Here is a 17545-nt window from a genome sequence, read left to right on the forward strand (position 1 = left end):
TCACCCCGGGACCGGTCCCGGTGCCGGGTCCGGGCTCGGCCATGATGGGCCCCGACGAAGGGACCTCCAGCCGTGCCGATGCGCAGAGCGCCACTCGTCACCCTGGTGGTGCTGGTGTTGTGCGGCCTCGGAACGGGGCCCCTGCCCAGCGAATCACACCTCACTCCCGCAGCCTCCTACCTTCCCCGGCTCACCGTCCAGGGGGGCGCACCGGACGCGGCACTTCTGGCACACGACGCCTCATCGGCACCGCGGGACACCTACCGTTCGACGGGCCCCGGCATCCGCTACGCGGACCGGTTCCGGGCGGGCAGCATCACCAAGACCTTCGTCGCCGTCGTCGTCCTCCAACTCGCCGGAGAGGGAAGGCTGCGGCTGTCCGACCCCGTCGAGCACTTCCTGCCCGGACTGGTCCGGGGCCACGGCAACGACGGCCGCCGCATCACGCTGCGCGCCCTGCTCAGCCACACCAGCGGCCTCTACGACTACGCGGACGACACCTCCGCCCACCCCCTGACCGCCACGGCCGCGGTCCGTACGGCGACGGCCCACCGCCCCACGGCCGCACCCGGCACCTACACGTACTCCAACACCGATTACGCCCTCCTCGGCCTCGTCGTCCGCAGCGTCACCGGCCACGGCTACGCGACCGAGATCCGCCGCCGCGTCATCGGCCCCCTCCACCTCACCGGCACCTCCCTCCCCGGCAGCCGCACCACCCTGCCCGCACCGCACGGCCGGGCCTACACGCGCGATCCGGCCGACGGCCGCCTCACCGACGTCACCGCCCTCGACCCGCGCACCGCGGGCGCCGCGGGCGAGCTGATCTCCACGCTCACCGACCTGAACCGCTTCTACGCGGCCCTGCTGGGCGGACGGCTGCTGAGGCCGGCTCAGCTGTCCGCCCTGCTCGACACCTCGGCGTCGCAGGGGCTCTACGGCCTCGGCGTCTTCCCGGAGCGCCTGTCCTGCGGCGTCACCGTCTGGGGCCACAACGGCCGCATCAGCGGCAGCTACGTCCGCACCGCCGCCACCCGTGACGGCCGGCACACCCTGACCTACCGCATCGACACGGACACCCTGGACGAAGCGGACACACTGGAACCGGCACTCCTGGAAGCGGAGTTCTGCCCGAGCTGGGCCGGCACGGGGGGGGCGGGATGAGGGCAAGGGCGGGGGGCGCGGGCCCGAGGGCGGGGGCGGGGGCCCGGAGCGGCGACCCGGACCGGGGCCCCGCCCGGCCGCCCGGGGCCTCCTCGCCCGGCTGCCCCCCCTCGCCCGGCCGCCGTCACACCCGGCCGCCCCCACGCCCGGCCACCGTCAGAGCGGCACGATGTCTTGCGCGCCCAGCCTCGCCGCGTCCGCCGTCAGGTCGTCCGGCTGGCGCTGCGACTCGCGTTCCGCCTCCACCCGCTTCTCGTAGTGCGCGACCTCCCGGTCGATCTGCCCCGCGTCCCAGCCGAGGACCGGGGCCATCAGCTCGGCGCAGAGCCGGGCGGAGCGGGCGCCCCGGTCGAAGGTCTCTATGGAGATCCGGGTCCGCCGGGTCAGAACGTCGTCGAGGTGCCGCGCCCCCTCGTGCGAGGCGGCGTAGACGATCTCGGCCTTGAGATAGTCGTCGGCGGCCGGCAGCGGTTCGCCCATCACCGGGTCGGCGACGATCAGCTCCAGCAGCTCCTCGGTCATCGAGCCGTACCGGTTCAGCAGATGCTCCACCCGGGCGACGTGGAGGCCGGTGCGGGCGGCGATCCTGGCGCGCGCGTTCCACAGGGCGCGGTAGCCCTCGGCGCCCAGCAGTGGAATGTCCTCCGTGACACAGGCGGCGACCCGCTGGTCGAGCCCGTGCACCGCCTCGTCCACGGCGTCCTTCGCCATCACCCGGTACGTCGTGTACTTGCCGCCCGCGACGACGACGAGGCCGGGCACCGGATGGGCCACGGTGTGCTCGCGGGACAGCTTGCTGGTGGCGTCCGACTCACCGGCCAGCAGGGGCCGCAGCCCGGCGTAGACGCCCTCGACATCGTCCCTGGTCAGGGGCGTGGACAGGACCTCGTTCACGTGTTCCAGCAGATAGTCGATGTCCGCGCTGGAGGCGGCCGGGTGCGCCTTGTCCAGGTCCCAGTCGGTGTCCGTGGTGCCCACGATCCAGTGCCGGCCCCAGGGGATGACGAAGAGCACGGACTTCTCGGTGCGCAGGATCAGGCCGGTCGAGGAGTGGATGCGGTCCTTGGGGACGACCAGGTGGATGCCCTTGGAGGCCCGGACATGGAACTGGCCGCGCTCACCGATCAGCGACTGGGTGTCGTCCGTCCAGACGCCGGTGGCGTTGACCACCTGTTTGGCCCTGACCTCGTACTCGCCGCCGGCCTCGACGTCCTCCACCCGGACGCCGACGACCCGTTCGCCCTCCCGGAGGAAGCCGACCACCTTGGCCCGGTTGGCCACGTGCGCGCCGTATCCGGCGGCGGTGCGCACCAGCGTCGCCACATAGCGGGCGTCGTCCATCTGGGCGTCGTAGTACTGAAGGGCCCCCACCAGGGCGTCCCGCTTCAGGGCCGGGGCGACCCGCAGGGCGCGGCGGCGGGAGAGGTGCCGGTGCACGGGAAGGCCCCGGCCGTGCCCGGAGGACACCGACATCGCGTCGTACAGCGCGACGCCGGAACCGGCGTACAGCCGCTCCCAGCCCTTGTGCTGCAACGGGTAGAGGAAGGGCACCGGCTTCACCAGGTGCGGGGCGAGCCGCTCCAGCAGCAGCCCGCGCTCCTTCAGCGCCTCCCGTACGAGGGCGAAGTCGAGCATCTCCAGATAGCGCAGCCCGCCGTGGATCAGCTTGCTCGACCTGCTCGACGTGCCGGACGCCCAGTCGCGCGCCTCGACCAGGCCGGTCGAGAGCCCTCTCGTGACCGCGTCCAGAGCCGTCCCGGCGCCGACCACGCCCGCCCCCACGACCAGCACGTCCAGTTCGCGCTCGGCCATCGCGGCGAGCGCCTCGGCGCGCTGCGCGGGTCCCAGTGTCGCTGTCCTCACTGCTGCCTCCCGGTAGATCGGGGTGGTCCGGCACGGAAAGCGGCCCCGGCCATGCGGTCGGCGCCCGTGCCCACAGATCGATTCTGTCCGCGCTCCGCGACTTCAGCCACCGCCTGTGGACAACACCCCGACGACAAGGGCCCCACAATGCGACATATAGGTCATATTTACGCCTAGTCTGACATTGCGCTGTCCACAGCGGTTGCGCTTTCTGTCCTCATGGTCTTAGGGAAGGCGGCCACCCACGTGCCTGCAGACCTCGCCGTCATCGGACTCGGTCACCTCGGCCTGCCCCTCGCCCAGGCCGCCGTCCACGCCGGTATCCAGACCATCGGCTACGACACCGACCCCCGGGCCTTCGCCGAGGTCGCCGCGGGCCGCACCCCGGTCGAGGGATCACTCTCCGCGTCCGACGTGCGCCGGATGCTCTCGGGAGGGTTCCGGCCCACCACCGACCAGGCCGAGCTGGGCCGGGTCCGTACCGCCGTGATCTGCGCGCCGACCCCGCTCGGCCCCGACCGCACCCTCGACCTGAGCGCCGTCGGCGCCGCCGCCCGCGCCCTGGCCGCCCGGCTGCGCCCGCACACCACCGTGCTCCTCGAATCGGCCGTCCCCCCGGGCACCACGGAGAACTTCCTGCTCCCCCTCCTCGAAGAGGGTTCGGGGCTGCGCGGCGGGCGCGACTTCCACCTCGCCCACTCCCCCAGCCGGCTCGACCCGGGCAACCGCGCCCACGTCTACGCCAACACCCCCAAGGTCATCGGCGGCCTCACCCCCGCCTGCACCGAGTCGGCCGCCGCCTTCTACGGCCGGCTCACCGACAAGGTCGTCCGCGCCCGGGGCCCGCGCGAGGCCGAGATGACCAAGGTCCTGGAGACCAACTTCCGGCACGTCAACATCGCCCTGGTCAACGAGATGGCGGTGCTCTGCCACGACCTCGGCGTCGACCTCTGGGACGTCATCCGCTGCGCCGAGACCAAACCCTTCGGCTTCCAGCCCTTCCGCCCCGGCCCCGGCGTCGGCGGCCACGGCGCCCCGGTCGACCCGGGCCACCTCCCGTACCACGCCCGCACCGCCGGCCCCCCGCTGCGGATGGTCTCGCTGGCCCAGGAGATCAACGACCGGATGCCGCAGTACGTGATCCAGCGCTGCGCCACCCTCCTCAACGAACACGGAAAGGCCGTCCGGGGCGCCCGGGTGCTCCTGCTCGGCGTCACCTACAAGCCCGACCTCGCCGACCAGGAGGCCTCCCCCGCCCGGGAGATCGCCACCCGGCTGATGGACATGGGTGCCCAGATCGGCTACCACGACCCGCACGTCCTGGACTGGCGGGTGCGCGAACTCCCGGTCCCACGCGCCGATTCACTGTACGAGGCGGCGGCGCACGCCGATCTGACCGTGCTGCTCCAGCACCACCGTACGTACGACCTCCAGGGCCTCGCCGTGAAGGCCCAACTCCTCCTGGACACCCGCGGAGCGACCCCCGCCGGAGCCGCCCACCGGCTCTGATGACGGCCCTCAGCCCAGTTCCCCCAAGGATTCCGGTGGGCCGATGTCGGAACCGGCTGCTAGCCTGCGGCGTCACTCATCGCACACCAGTGCGCAGACGTCCCCAGGGGGAGAAACCCAGCATGAGCCAGCCCGTACCACCGCCGAACCAGCCCTACGGCGCCCAGCCCCAGGGCGGCAACCCGTTCGCCGGCCAGCAGCCCGGCGCCCCCTTCGCGGGTCAGCAGCCCGGCGCCCCCTTCGGCGGCCCCGCGCCGTTCGCCCCGGTCCCGCCGAAGCGCAGCAACGTCGCGCTCGGTGCCGTCGTCGCGCTCGTCGCGGCCCTTGTCGCCGCCGGGATCTACGGCGCGATCATCGGCGCCACGAAGCACGAGATCGGCTACGCGGCCGTGGGTGTCGGTGCCATCGTCGGCTTCGCCGCCGGCAAGCTCGGCGGGCGCAACCCCGCTCTGCCCTTCATCAGCGGCGCCTTCGCGCTGGTCGGCGTCTACCTCGGCCAGCTGCTGGGTGAGGCGATCATCATCAGCAAGCAGCTCCCGCTCTCGGTCACGGACATCTTCCTCGACCACTTCAGCGATCTGAACACGGTGTGGAAGGAAGACGCCGACTTCCTGAGCTACGTCTTCTTCGCGATCGCCGCCGTGGTGGCGTTCTCCACGGCCCGCAAGACGGCCGACTAGTCCCGGTCCACCCACCCGAGACACGCCGGAGGGCCCGGACCGCGTGGCGCGGTCCGGGCCCTCCGGCGTGCGTACGGAAGAACTCAGCGGCTGTGCTGCGAGTCCGCCACCGTCACCTCGACACGCTGGAACTCCTTGAGGTCGCTGTAGCCCGTGGTCGCCATCGCCCGGCGCAGCGCGCCGAAGATGTTCATCGAGCCGTCCGGGGAGTGCGAAGGACCGGTGAGGACCTCCTCCGTCGTCCCGACCGAGCCGAGGTCGACCAGCTTGCCGCGCGGCACGTCCTCGTGGACGGCCTCCATGCCCCAGTGGCGGCCGCGGCCCGGCGCGTCCGTCGCGCGGGCCAGCGGGGAGCCCATCATCACGGCGTCCGCACCGCAGGCGATGGCCTTCGGCAGGTCGCCGGACCAGCCGACGCCGCCGTCCGCGATCACGTGCACGTACCGGCCGCCGGACTCGTCCATGTAGTCGCGGCGGGCACCGGCCACATCGGCGACCGCGGTCGCCATCGGGACCTGGATGCCGAAGACGTTGCGCGTGGTGTGCGCGGCGCCGCCGCCGAAGCCGACGAGGACACCGGCCGCACCCGTACGCATCAGGTGCAGGGCCGCGGTGTACGTGGCGCAGCCGCCGACGATCACCGGGACGTCCAGCTCGTAGATGAACTGCTTCAGGTTCAGCGGCTCGGCCGCGCCCGAGACGTGTTCGGCGGAGACCGTCGTGCCACGGATGACGAAGATGTCCACGCCCGCGTCGACCACGGCCTTGGAGAACTGGGCGGTGCGCTGCGGGGAGAGCGCGGCGGCGGTGACGACACCGGAGTCGCGCACCTCCTTGATGCGCTGCCCGATCAGCTCCTCCTGGATGGGGGCGGAGTAGATCTCCTGGAGACGGCGGGTCGCGGACTCGACGGGCATCTCGGCGATCTCGTCCAGCAGCGGCTGCGGGTCGGCGTGCCGGGTCCACAGCCCTTCCAGGTTGAGCACACCGAGACCGCCCAGCTCGCCGATGCGGATGGCGTGCTGCGGGGACACCACGGAGTCCATGGGGGCGGCCAGGAACGGCAGCTCGAAGCGGTAGGCGTCGATCTGCCAGGCGATCGAGACCTCCTTCGGGTCGCGGGTCCGGCGGCTCGGGACGACGGCGATGTCGTCGAATGCGTATGCCCGGCGGCCGCGCTTGCCGCGCCCGATCTCGATCTCAGTCACGATGATGTGGCCTTTCCCTCTGCGTCTGCGCTGTCCAGTATCCCCGACACACAGGTGAGGGGCGGTTCCGGGAACCCCGGACCGCCCCTCACCTGCGCTGTCGCGTTACTTCCTGCTGTAGTTCGGCGCTTCGACCGTCATCTGGATGTCGTGCGGGTGGCTCTCCTTGAGGCCCGCCGAGGTGATCCGCACGAAGCGGCCCTTGCTCTCCATCTCGTCCACCGAGGCCGCGCCCACGTACCCCATCGTCTGGCGGAGGCCGCCGACGAGCTGGTGCAGGACGTTGGCCAGCGGGCCGCGATAGGGCACCTGGCCCTCGATGCCCTCGGGGACGAGCTTGTCGTCGGAGGAGACCTCGGCCTGGAAGTAGCGGTCCTTGGAGTAGGAGCGGCCCTGACCACGGGACTGCATCGCGCCCAGCGAGCCCATGCCTCGGTACGACTTGAACTGCTTGCCGTTGATGAAGAGCAGCTCGCCCGGCGACTCCTCGCAGCCCGCGAGGAGCGAGCCCAGCATCACGCTGTCGGCGCCGGCGGCGAGGGCCTTGCCGATATCGCCGGAGTACTGGAGGCCGCCGTCCCCGATGACCGGGACGCCCGCCGCGCGGGCGGCGAGCGCGGCCTCGTAGATCGCGGTGACCTGCGGGACGCCGATGCCGGCGACCACGCGGGTGGTACAGATCGAGCCGGGTCCCACGCCCACCTTGACGCCGTCCACGCCGGCGTCGACGAGGGCCTGGGCGCCGTCGCGGGTCGCGACGTTTCCGCCGATGACGTCCACGCGGACGGCCGACTTGATCTTGGCCATCCAGTCGAGGGCGTTGCTGTTGTGGCCGTGCGAGGTGTCCACGATCAGGAAGTCGACACCGGCCTCGGCCAGCGCCTGGGCGCGGTCCAGCGCCTCCGGGCTGGCGCCGACGGCCGCGCCGACGAGCAGCCGGCCCTCGGCGTCCTTCGCCGCGTTCGGGTACTGCTCGGCCTTCTTGAAGTCCTTGACCGTGATGAGGCCCTTGAGCAGACCCGCCTCGTCCACCAGCGGAAGCTTCTCGATCTTGTGGCGGCGCAGCAGCTCCATGGCGTCCACGCCGGAGATGCCGACCCGCCCGGTGACCAGCGGCATCGGGGTCATGACCTCGCGCACCTGGCGCGAGCGGTCCGACTCGAAGGCCATGTCGCGGTTGGTGACGATGCCGAGGAGCTTGCCCGCCGGGTCGGTGACCGGGACGCCGCTGATGCGGAACTTGGCGCAGAGCGCGTCGGCCTCGCCGAGCGTGGCGTCCGGGCCGACCGTGATCGGGTCGGTGACCATGCCGGACTCGGACCGCTTGACCAGGTCGACCTGGTTGACCTGGTCCTCGACCGAGAGGTTGCGGTGCAGCACGCCGACACCGCCCTGCCGGGCCATGGCGATGGCCATGCGGGCCTCGGTCACCTTGTCCATGGCGGCGGACAGCAGCGGGATGTTGACGCGTACGTTGCGCGAGATGAGCGTCGAGGTGTCGACCGCGTTGGGCAGCACTTCGGATGCGCCCGGCAGCAGCAGCACGTCGTCGTATGTCAGCCCGAGCGTCGCGAATTTCTCGGGCACTCCGTCGACGTTTGCAGTCATGACACCTTCCCCAAATGGCCTTGATCGGTGCGGATGTCCATGCTAACGGGCTCTGGAGGCGTCTCATTCCACGGGCAAGATCACCCGCGGGTTCTGTAGCTTCCTACGGCACGGCCGGATTTCCGGCTCACTGCTCCGCGAGGGCCCGCAGCCGGCTCAGCGCCCGGTGCTGCGCGACCCGTACGGCACCCGGCGACATGCCCAGCATCTGCCCGGTCTCCTCGGCGGTCAGGCCGACCGCGACCCGCAGAACGAGCAGTTCGCGCTGGTTCTCCGGGAGGTTGGCGAGGAGCTTCTTGGCCCAGGCGGCGTCGCTGCTGAGCAGCGCGCGTTCTTCCGGGCCGAGCGAATCGTCGGGCCGCTCCGGCATCTCGTCGGAGGGCACGGTCGATCCCGGGTGCCGCATCGCGGCGCGCTGGAGATCGGCCACCTTGTGCCCGGCGATGGCGAAGACGAAGGCTTCGAAGGGTCTGCCCGTGTCCTTGTAGCGCGGCAGGGCCATGAGCACCGCGACGCAGACCTCCTGCGCCAGGTCCTCGACGAAGTGGCGGGCGTCACCGGGCAGCCGGCTCAGCCGGGACCTGCAGTAACGCAGCGCCAGTGGGTGGACGTGGGCCAGCAGATCGTGCGTGGCCTGCGCGTCGCCCTCGACGGCCCGGTGCACCAGGGCACCGATCACCGTCGTTCCGTCGTCGCGCATCGGACCATGGTGCCCCGGCCCCGCGTCATCCGCGGCACCGCGTCCGTAGTTGTGCACCGAAGCGTTATGAGCGGGTGCGCCGGAAGTCATGTCCTGCGCCCTCCCCTTCCGCTCGACCGAATCGTTCCCGAGGAACTCCACGTCTCAAGGATGCGGCATCGGCCGGGAAGCGTCACATACCGCCTGGGCGGCGGGCTCCGCCGGCGGGGTACGGCTCGCGCCGCACCCCCGTCCGGGGCCGCCGGCCGGGCCTGCCGTCAGCGGACCAGGCCCCAGCGGAAGCCGAGTGCCACCGCGTGCGCCCGGTCCGAGGCGCCGAGCTTCTTGAACAGCCGCCGGGCGTGCGTCTTCACCGTGTCCTCGGAGAGGAACAGCTCGCGGCCGATCTCCGCGTTGGAGCGGCCGTGGCTCATCCCTTCGAGGACCTGGATCTCACGCGCGGTGAGCGTGGGCGCCGCACCCATCTCGGCCGAGCGCAGCCGGCGTGGGGCGAGCCGCCACGTCGGGTCCGCCAGGGCCTGGGTGACGGTCGCCCGGAGCTCGGCCCGGGAGGCGTCCTTGTGCAGATATCCGCGGGCGCCGGCGGCGACCGCCAGCGCGACGCCGTCCAGGTCCTCGGCGACGGTCAGCATGATGATCCGGGCGCCGGGGTCGGCGGAAAGCAGCCGTCGGACCGTCTCCACCCCCCCGAGGCCGGGCATGCGTACGTCCATGAGAATCAGATCCGAACGGTCGGCACCCCAGCGGCGGAGGACTTCCTCGCCGTTGGCGGCCGTCGTCACACGCTCGACGCCGGGCACGGTCGCGACCGCGCGACGGAGCGCTTCTCGGGCAAGCGGGGAGTCGTCGCAGACGAGGACGGATGTCATGACCGCCCTCCGCAGCTGATGCGCGTCACCTTGAGCCTCCAGGCTGTTACAAGTCGTCACCTGTGCGGTTGACGCTCTCGGACATCTGCCCGATCGCTCTTTCTGCCAACCGCCTCCGCACTCTCAACGATGGTCACTCGAAAGAGTTACGGGTTGGAAGACCGAGTTCGGCACTCTACGTGAGGACGCGCACACGGAGCAGAACGCCACGGGTCGTCCAGTCGTCAACCGAAACTTCTGATGAACCTATGCCCCATTTAGCGGGATTTCTTCCCTTTTGCTGGTGTCTGTGGCTAGATTCGCAACCAGTCATATTTACATCTACTAACACCGTAGATGTACGGTTTTGTACGCGGTCATCGACGAGCACCCACCCACGACGCATCCGGTCCACGACGAACGACAACGACGTTTCCGACTCAGCACGGTTTCGAGGGGACAAGCAATGGCCGATTTCTCCCGCCTTCCCGGACCCAACGCCGATCTGTGGGACTGGCAGCTGCTGGCAGCCTGCCGCGGGGTCGACAGCTCGCTGTTCTTCCACCCCGAGGGGGAACGCGGGGCCGCCCGCAGCGCCCGCGAGACCTCCGCGAAGGAGGTCTGCATGCGGTGCCCGGTACGCGCCGAGTGCGCGGCGCACGCGCTGGCCGTGCGCGAGCCCTACGGCGTCTGGGGCGGACTGACCGAGGACGAGCGCGAGGAACTGATGGGACGCGCCCGCAACCGGCTGATCTCGGCGGCGGCCCCCTCGTCCCCGCCCGGCCACGGCTGATCCCCCGCCCGGCCCACACCACAACAGAAACGTTTCTTCATCACCCCACCCCATCGCCCCACAACGCCGCCCCACCCCGCCGCCCCGCAGGCGCGGCCTCAGCGGGCCGCGGCCAGGGACAGCTGGTCCAGGGTCGCCGCCACGGCCGGGACCCGCGCCAGGTCGGGCAGGGTCAGCGCGACGATCTCGCGCTCGATGGCCGGCTCCACCGTGACGGTCCTGGCGCCCATCGGGCGCACCGACTCGATCGCCAGCGCCGGCAGCACCGCCACGCCCAGACCCGCGCCGACCAGGCCGATCACCGCCGGATAGTCATCGGTGGCGAAGTCGATGCGGGGGGTGAAGCCGGACTCCTCGCACACCTCCACGAGCTGCCTGCGGCACCGGGGGCACCCGGCGATCCAGGACTCCCCCGCGAGTTCGGCGATGCCCACCTCCTCCCGGCCCGCCAGCGCGTGCCCCTCGGGGACGAGGCCGGTCAGCCGGTCGGTGAGCAGCGGGCGCACCACCAGGTCGTCCCACTCGGCGCCCGGTTCGCCGTACCGGAAGGCGAGCGCGATGTCGCAGTCGCCGTCGCGCAGCATCTCCACCGACCGGGGCGGCTCGGCCTCGACCAGCGAGACCCGCGTGCCGGGGTGTTCGGCGCGCAGCGCGGCGAGGGCACCGGGGACCAGGGACGAACTGCCGCTCGGGAACGAGACCAGGCGGACCCGGCCGGCCCGCAGCCCCGCGATCGCGGCGACCTCCTCCTCGGCCGCGGTGAGCCCGGCGAGGATGCCCGAGGCGTGACGCACAAGGGCCTCGCCCGCCTGTGTCAGCCGCATCTCGCGGCCCGTGCGGATCAGCAGCGTGGTTCCGGCGGAGGACTCCAGGGCCTTCATCTGCTGGCTGACGGCGGGCTGGGTGCAGCCCAGTTCACGGGCGGCGGCGGAGAACGAGCCGGTGGTGGACACGGCGCGCAGGACGCGGAGGTGGCGGGCTTCGATCACCCCTCGATCATAAGCGATTCTTGGGGGCATGGGCGAATTATTTGCATATGCCTTTGGGTAGGGGGCTGGTCTAGCGTTCGGGTATGACCGCGACGACAGTGCTGACCGTGAACGCGGGGCGTCCCACGGCGGCGTCCTACACCAACGCCCCGGGCGGTATGACCGGGATCGACAAACGCCCCGTCGAGGGGCCGGTGCGGGTCTGCGACCCGGGGCCCGAGGGTGAGGGCGGCAGCGGTCTCGCCGGGGACGCGGTGTGCGACCTGCGCTACCACGGCGGCTCGCACCAGGCGGTCTACGCCTTCGCCCGCGAGGAACTCGACGCGTGGGAACGGGAGCTGGGACGCCCGCTGCCCAACGGCTCGTTCGGCGAGAACCTGACCACGGCCGGACTGCGGGTCAGCGGCGCGCTGATCGGTGAGCGCTGGCGGATCGGTGCCGACCTGGTCCTGGAGGTCACATCGGGCCGGATTCCGTGCCGTACGTTCGCCGGCCACATCGGCGAGGCGCGCTGGCTCAAGCGGTTCACGCAGGCGGCGGCCCCCGGGGCGTACTTCCGGGTCGTCACCCCGGGCTCCGTCCGGGCCGGGGACCCGGTCGAGATCGTGCACCGGCCGGACCACGGGGTGACGGTGGAGCTCCAGTTCCGGGCGGTGACGACCCGGCGCGACCTGCTGCCGCTGCTCCTGCCGGCCGGCGACGCGCTGCACCCCGAGGCGCTGCGGAAGGCGCGCGCCTACGAGGCGGAGCCGGCCGCTTCCTGAGTGCGCGGGGCGGCGAGAGCGCCGTGAACAGCCGATTCCGGATGCTCTAACGTGCCGCGTATGACGACTGCACTGATTACGGGCGCGACCGCGGGCATCGGGGCCGCCTTCGCACGGCGGCTCGCGGCCGACGGGCACAACCTCGTCCTGGTGGCCCGCGACACCGGCCGGCTGCGGGAGCAGGCCACCGAGCTGCACGACCGGCACGGCATCGAGGCCGAGGTGCTGACCGCCGACCTGTCCACGGACCAGGGGATCGGCGCGGTCGAGGACCGGATCGGTGACCGCCTCCAGCCGGTCGATCTCCTGGTCAACAACGCCGGGTTCGGCAACAAGGGCAGCTTCCTCGACGTGCCCATGGCCGACGAGCTGACGATGCTGAAGGTGCACTGCGAGGCGGTCCTGCGGCTGACCTCGGCGGCCGCGGCCGGCATGAAGGAACGCGGCAGGGGCGGGATCGTCAACGTGGCCTCGGTCGCGGCGTTCGTGCCGCGCGGTACGTACGGGGCGTCCAAGGCGTGGGTCGTGCAGTTCACCCAGGGCGCGGCGAGGGACCTGGCGGGTTCGGGGGTGCGGATGATGGCGCTCTGCCCCGGCTTCGTACGGACGGAGTTCCACCAGCGGGCCGGGATGGGCACGGGCAACATCCCGGGCTGGATGTGGCTCGACGCCGACAAGCTGGTGGCCACGGCGCTCGCGGACCTGGCCCGCGGCAAGTCCCTGTCCATCCCCGATCCCCGCTACAAGGCGCTGATGGGGCTGGTGAAGGTGGCCCCGCGCGGGCTGCTCGGAGGCGTGACCTCCCGGACGGGCCGCAAGTACGGGCCCCAGTGACCCACACACGAAAGGCCCGGCACCCCACGAGGGGTACCGGGCCTTTCGCTGTGTACTAGTGGGAGTGGCCGTGGCTGTGACCGGCCTCCGGCTCCTCCTCGGCCGGCTTCTCGACGACCAGGGTCTCGGTCGTGAGCAGCAGCGACGCGATGGAGGCGGCGTTCTCCAGGGCGGAGCGGGTGACCTTGACCGGGTCGATGACGCCGGCCTTCACCAGGTCGCCGTACTCGCCGGTCGCGGCGTTGAAGCCCTGGCCCTTGTCCAGCTCGGCGACCTTGGAGGTGATGACGTAGCCCTCCAGGCCCGCGTTCTCCGCGATCCAGCGGAGCGGCTCGACGGCGGCGCGGCGCACGACCGCGACACCGGTGGCCTCGTCGCCGGTCTTGTCGAGGTTGCCCTCCAGGACCTTGACGGCGTGGACGAGAGCGGAGCCACCACCGGAGACGATGCCCTCCTCGACCGCGGCGCGGGTCGCGGAGATGGCGTCCTCCAGACGGTGCTTCTTCTCCTTGAGCTCCACCTCGGTGGCGGCACCGACGCGGATCACGCAGACACCGCCGGCCAGCTTCGCCAGGCGCTCCTGGAGCTTCTCGCGGTCCCAGTCGGAGTCCGTGGCGTCGATCTCGGCCTTGATCTGGTTGACCCGGCCGGCGACCTCGTCGGACTTGCCGCCACCGTCGACGATGGTGGTGTCGTCCTTGGAGACGGTCACGCGGCGGGCGGTGCCCAGCACGTCCAGGCCGGCCTGGTCGAGCTTGAGGCCGACCTCCTCGGCGATGACGGTCGCACCGGTGAGGGTGGCGATGTCACCGAGCATGGCCTTGCGGCGGTCACCGAAGCCGGGGGCCTTCACGGCGACGGCGTTGAACGTGCCGCGGATCTTGTTGACGACCAGGGTCGACAGCGCCTCGCCCTCGACGTCCTCGGCGATGATCAGCAGCGGCTTGGAGCCACCGGCCTGGATGACCTTCTCCAGGAGCGGCAGCAGCTCCTGGATCGAGCCGATCTTGCCCTGGTGGATCAGGATGTACGGGTCGTCGAGGACGGCCTCCATACGCTCCTGGTCGGTCACCATGTACGGCGACAGGTAGCCCTTGTCGAAGGCCATGCCCTCGGTGAAGTCGAGGTCCAGACCGAAGGTGTTGGACTCCTCGACGGTGATGACACCGTCCTTGCCGACCTTGTCCATCGCGTCCGCGATGAGCTCGCCGACCTGGGCGTCCTGCGCGGAGAGCGCGGCGACGGCGGCGATGTCGGACTTGTCGTCGATCGGGCGGGCGGTCGCGAGGAGCTCCTCGGAGACGGCCTTGACCGCGGCGTCGATGCCCTTCTTCAGGGCGGCCGGGGAGGCACCTGCGGCGACGTTGCGCAGACCCTCGCGGACGAGCGCCTGGGCGAGCACGGTGGCGGTGGTCGTACCGTCACCGGCCACGTCGTTGGTCTTGGTCGCCACCTCCTTCACCAGCTGCGCACCGAGGTTCTCGTACGGGTCGTCCAGCTCGACCTCGCGCGCGATGGTGACACCGTCGTTGGTGATGGTGGGAGCACCGAACTTCTTGTCGATGACGACGTTGCGGCCCTTGGGGCCGATCGTCACCTTCACCGTGTCGGCAAGCTTGTTGACGCCGCGCTCAAGGGCGCGACGGGCGTCCTCGTCGAACTTCAGGATCTTCGCCATGGAGCTGAACTGTCCTCTCGAAACAAGAACTGCGCCCCTGCCGCCCGGCTAGTCATCTCGCTGGGGGCCAGGGGCGCAGAACAGAAGCAAACGGTGAGTGAACTACTTCTCGATGATCGCGAGCACGTCGCGAGCCGAGAGGACGAGGTACTCCTCGCCGTTGTACTTCACCTCGGTGCCGCCGTACTTGCTGTACAGCACGACATCGCCGGTCTTGACGTCGAGCGGAAGGCGCTCGCCGTTCTCGAAGCGGCCCGGACCCACGGCCAGGACGACGCCCTCCTGGGGCTTCTCCTTCGCGGTGTCCGGAATAACCAGGCCGGAGGCCGTGGTCTGCTCGGCGTCGAGCGGCTGGACCACAATGCGGTCCTCAAGCGGCTTGATCGCAACCTTGGAGCTGGCGGTCGACACGATCCGGTCTCCCCCTTCGGAGATCTCACGGGGTTTAACAGTCTTTGGATGGCGACCAGGTGAGCCCGTCGTCGCGGGTGCCGGACCTGCCGGTCGCACAGTACTGCTGGCACTCTCCAGTGGGGAGTGCCAGCACTGAGACTATGACCGTGATTAGCACTCGGTCAAGCGGAGTGCCAATTCACGCCTCTCGTGGCGGATCCGGGCCACGCCCTTCTCACACGTAGTCCTCCAGCCGGGCCACCGCGTACCCCTTGTCCGTGACGGTCTTCATGACGGACCGGATCAGGTCGGGCATGCTGCCCTTCCAGTCCTTCTTGCCCCGGAAGTGGGTGAGGATGATGTCGCCGGGGTGCAGGTCGAGGTCCTCCTCGCGCCACTCCATGTGGTCGGGGAACGCCTCCTCGGCCCAGAGCGGCACGGCGGTGATGCCGCAGGACTTGGCGATCTTCAGGGTGTCGGTGTTGTAGTTGCCGTACGGCGGGCGGAAGAGCCGGGGCCGCTTGCCGAACTGCTTCTCGATGATGTTCTGCTGGTCGCAGATCTCGCGCTTCTGCTCCCCGTAGGAGAGACCGGGCATGTAGCGGTGGTTGAGCGTGTGGTTGTTGAGCGTGACCCCGCGCGCCTCGGCGTCCTTGAAGTACGTGTAGTTGTCGCGCACCAGGTAGTCGCTGAGGAAGGCGCTGTACGGGATGTTCAGCTCCGACATCATCTTCAGCAGCTCGGGGTCCTTGTCGTCACCGTCGTCCATGGTGAGGAAGACGACCTTGTCCTTGGTGGGGACCGTGGTGAAGACCGGCGGCAGCGAGTCGTCCTGGCCCTCGACCTCGAAGCCCTTGCGGGTGGTGATGTGCGGCTTCACGGCGGGCGGTGCGGGCGGCGCGAGCGGGGTGCTCGCCAGGCCCCACTTCTTGGCGGCGACCGCGCGGGCGGCCTGGGCGAGCTTGGCCCGCTCCGCCTGCGCGGCGCGGGTGCCCAGCGCTCCGGCGGCCGGGGCGTCGGCGGGCGCGCCCGGCTGCCCGGCCTGGAGCTTCGCGCCCTGCCCGGTCCCCGTGTCGCCGGCCTCGGCCGCGCAGCCGGAGGCGGCTGCGACGACCAGGAGCGCGGCCAGGACCGCGTGGCCCGGCCGGCGCCGCAGGTGGCCCCGTCCCCGTCGCCCCCGTTGCCGCCCGCCCGTCACCGCACCCGGTCTGCGCCCATTCATGGCCAATTTGTCCTTTTGTCGTACTGGCTGCATGGCGCCGCATATTGCCAGGACGTGAAAGGGCATCGGGCCCGACACCGCCGCCGGGTCCGCACGGTCCCCCCGGGTGGCTCACACGGGGGCGGCCGAATGCGTCACGCGAGATCGGTCAGGTCCTCGGCGTACACCTGGGAGAGGGGCTGAGGGCCGACGTACTGCTGGCAGTTGCACCGGCCCGATTCGAAGCGGACGGGCTTCTTCTGCTCGTCCCAGGCGGTCGGCAGCTCGACCCGCTCATGGCACTTGCCCTGCTTGTCGTGCTTGGCGAGGTGGTGCGTGCAGCCGCAGACGGGCTCGGGCGGCTTGTTGGCGGCCTCGACCGCGAGCCGTTCCTGCCGCCCGGCCTCCAGCAGCTCCAGCCTGCGGGTGTGCCGGTTGCGCAGCGCGGTGCGGATGTTGTCGGCGAGCCAGCCGAAGCCGCCCGTCCAGAAGATGATGAGCACCCACCAGTACCACTCCATGAAACGCCCTCCCCCTGCATCACGTCGGACACGGCGCTATCCGTGTACACGCCAAGACTAGTGCTGCCCGACGCGGCACTGGATCGGATGCCGGGGCTCAGCGGTGTGCGCCGCCGCCCGCGGAGATCAGTGGTCCCGGCGCGGTGCCCCCGGCCAGCGTCCGGAGAATCCAGCGCCGGTGCCAGAAGGCCTTGACGATGCCGATGAGGCCGACGATCCAGGTGAGGAATCCGAGGCCCATGATCAGCGCCATCAGCCCGTAGGTGTCCTGGCCCCGGACCGCTCCGGCGGGCACGACGACGCAGGCGTACAGCCCGAGCGCGCACAGCACGAAGGACGGCAGCAGCCACACCAGGCTCGTGCCCGGCAGCCGGAGCAGGGCGTCCCGGGCCGGGTCCCGGTCCAGCTCGCCCCACCGCTCCAGCAGCCGGCGCACCGCCGTGTCGCGGCGCACCCCGGCCGCGACCAGGACCACCGCGGGCACCAGGCAGGCGGCGCCCATGGCGAACAGGACCACGCCGAAGACGGCGCTGAAGAAGTCGTAGGTGTCCTCGAACGCGATGAGGGCCGTCCCGATCAGTGACCACCCGAGCGCGCCGAGCAGCCCCCACAGCCACAGCAGCCCGAGCCGGCCGGGGCCGATGTGCATCCTGACCAGTACGCCGAGCAGATAGGCCCGGTCGGCGAGCAGCGCCTCGCGGTCGGGCCAGGCGCGTATCTCCACGGGCGGCGGGGGCGGCGGCAGCGCCGAGCGAGGGGGCATGGCCCCGACCCTATCGAGCGTCCCCCCAA

At 71.1% G+C, this 17545-nt stretch carries 17 protein-coding genes; 6 read left to right on the forward strand and 11 right to left on the reverse strand.

Going from position 1 to position 17545, the window contains the following annotated elements; all coding sequences use genetic code 11:
* The first annotated feature begins 78 nt into the window (after nt 1–78).
* A complete protein-coding gene (locus B082_RS0104110; RefSeq protein ID WP_018550550.1) occupies nt 79–1164 on the forward strand; it encodes a serine hydrolase domain-containing protein in 1086 nt (361 codons plus the stop codon).
* A gap of 156 nt (nt 1165–1320) precedes the next feature.
* Here B082_RS0104110 and B082_RS0104115 read toward each other — a convergent pair whose 3' ends face one another.
* A complete protein-coding gene (locus tag B082_RS0104115; protein WP_018550551.1) occupies nt 1321–3027 on the reverse strand; it encodes a glycerol-3-phosphate dehydrogenase/oxidase in 1707 nt (568 codons plus the stop codon).
* 246 nt (nt 3028–3273) lie between these two features.
* Here B082_RS0104115 and B082_RS0104120 point away from each other — a divergent pair, with 246 nt between their 5' ends.
* Together B082_RS0104120 and B082_RS0104125 are read left to right on the forward strand one after the other, a co-directional pair.
* Nucleotides 3274–4536, forward strand: a complete 1263-nt coding sequence (locus B082_RS0104120; RefSeq protein WP_018550552.1) for a nucleotide sugar dehydrogenase — start codon at nt 3274–3276, stop codon at nt 4534–4536.
* 122 nt (nt 4537–4658) lie between these two features.
* Nucleotides 4659–5216, forward strand: a complete 558-nt coding sequence (locus B082_RS0104125) for a hypothetical protein (RefSeq protein ID WP_018550553.1) — start codon at nt 4659–4661, stop codon at nt 5214–5216.
* Between the two features lie 83 nt (nt 5217–5299).
* Here the strand turns inward: B082_RS0104125 and B082_RS0104130 are convergent, their stop codons facing one another.
* The 4 genes from B082_RS0104130 to B082_RS0104145 all read right to left on the reverse strand — a co-directional run bounded on the left by B082_RS0104130 (nt 5300) and on the right by B082_RS0104145 (nt 9601).
* Nucleotides 5300–6424, reverse strand: coding sequence for a GuaB3 family IMP dehydrogenase-related protein (locus tag B082_RS0104130; protein WP_018550554.1), 1125 nt, complete (start codon nt 6422–6424; stop codon nt 5300–5302).
* 105 nt (nt 6425–6529) lie between these two features.
* Nucleotides 6530–8032, reverse strand: a complete 1503-nt coding sequence (gene guaB, locus B082_RS0104135) for an IMP dehydrogenase (RefSeq protein WP_026249415.1) — start codon at nt 8030–8032, stop codon at nt 6530–6532.
* Nucleotides 8033–8159: 127 nt separating this feature from the next.
* On the reverse strand, nt 8160–8732 hold the full coding sequence (locus B082_RS0104140; protein ID WP_018550556.1) for a sigma-70 family RNA polymerase sigma factor: 573 nt from the start codon (nt 8730–8732) through the stop codon (nt 8160–8162).
* 257 nt (nt 8733–8989) lie between these two features.
* Nucleotides 8990–9601 carry a response regulator transcription factor gene (locus B082_RS0104145; protein WP_003948568.1) on the reverse strand — a complete coding sequence of 204 codons (612 nt, stop codon included), beginning with the start codon at nt 9599–9601 and terminating at the stop codon, nt 8990–8992.
* 445 nt (nt 9602–10046) lie between these two features.
* Here B082_RS0104145 and B082_RS0104150 point away from each other — a divergent pair, with 445 nt between their 5' ends.
* Nucleotides 10047–10373, forward strand: a complete 327-nt coding sequence (locus B082_RS0104150) for a WhiB family transcriptional regulator (protein ID WP_018550557.1) — start codon at nt 10047–10049, stop codon at nt 10371–10373.
* A gap of 98 nt (nt 10374–10471) precedes the next feature.
* Here B082_RS0104150 and B082_RS0104155 read toward each other — a convergent pair whose 3' ends face one another.
* Nucleotides 10472–11362 carry a LysR family transcriptional regulator gene (locus B082_RS0104155; RefSeq protein ID WP_018550558.1) on the reverse strand — a complete coding sequence of 297 codons (891 nt, stop codon included), beginning with the start codon at nt 11360–11362 and terminating at the stop codon, nt 10472–10474.
* 83 nt (nt 11363–11445) lie between these two features.
* On the opposite strand from B082_RS0104155, the gene B082_RS0104160 reads away from it, so the two are divergent.
* Together B082_RS0104160 and B082_RS0104165 are read left to right on the forward strand one after the other, a co-directional pair.
* Nucleotides 11446–12126 (forward strand): MOSC domain-containing protein, encoded by a 681-nt coding sequence (locus B082_RS0104160; protein WP_018550559.1) that lies wholly within the window; start codon nt 11446–11448, stop codon nt 12124–12126.
* A gap of 60 nt (nt 12127–12186) precedes the next feature.
* The gene (locus B082_RS0104165; RefSeq protein ID WP_018550560.1) at nt 12187–12960 is read left to right on the forward strand and encodes an SDR family NAD(P)-dependent oxidoreductase; all 774 of its coding nucleotides are present in this window, start codon (nt 12187–12189) and stop codon (nt 12958–12960) included.
* Between the two features lie 55 nt (nt 12961–13015).
* Here B082_RS0104165 and groL read toward each other — a convergent pair whose 3' ends face one another.
* The 5 genes from groL to B082_RS0104190 form a co-directional block, all read right to left on the reverse strand.
* On the reverse strand, nt 13016–14638 hold the full coding sequence (groL, locus tag B082_RS0104170; RefSeq protein WP_018550561.1) for a chaperonin GroEL: 1623 nt from the start codon (nt 14636–14638) through the stop codon (nt 13016–13018).
* A gap of 102 nt (nt 14639–14740) precedes the next feature.
* Entirely contained in the window at nt 14741–15049 is a 309-nt protein-coding gene (gene groES / locus B082_RS0104175) for a co-chaperone GroES (RefSeq protein ID WP_018101172.1), read from the reverse strand.
* Nucleotides 15050–15266: 217 nt separating this feature from the next.
* Nucleotides 15267–16286, reverse strand: a complete 1020-nt coding sequence (locus tag B082_RS0104180) for a polysaccharide deacetylase family protein (RefSeq protein WP_420707666.1) — start codon at nt 16284–16286, stop codon at nt 15267–15269.
* 101 nt (nt 16287–16387) lie between these two features.
* The gene (locus tag B082_RS0104185) at nt 16388–16753 is read right to left on the reverse strand and encodes a hypothetical protein (RefSeq protein ID WP_018550563.1); all 366 of its coding nucleotides are present in this window, start codon (nt 16751–16753) and stop codon (nt 16388–16390) included.
* Nucleotides 16754–16850: 97 nt separating this feature from the next.
* Complete coding sequence (locus tag B082_RS0104190; RefSeq protein WP_018550564.1) at nt 16851–17516, reverse strand: hypothetical protein; 666 nt, start codon at nt 17514–17516, stop codon at nt 16851–16853.
* Nucleotides 17517–17545: the final 29 nt, after the last annotated feature.

Source organism: Streptomyces sp. ATexAB-D23 (assembly GCF_000373645.1).
Classification (GTDB): Bacteria; Actinomycetota; Actinomycetes; order Streptomycetales; family Streptomycetaceae; genus Streptomyces; species Streptomyces castrisilvae.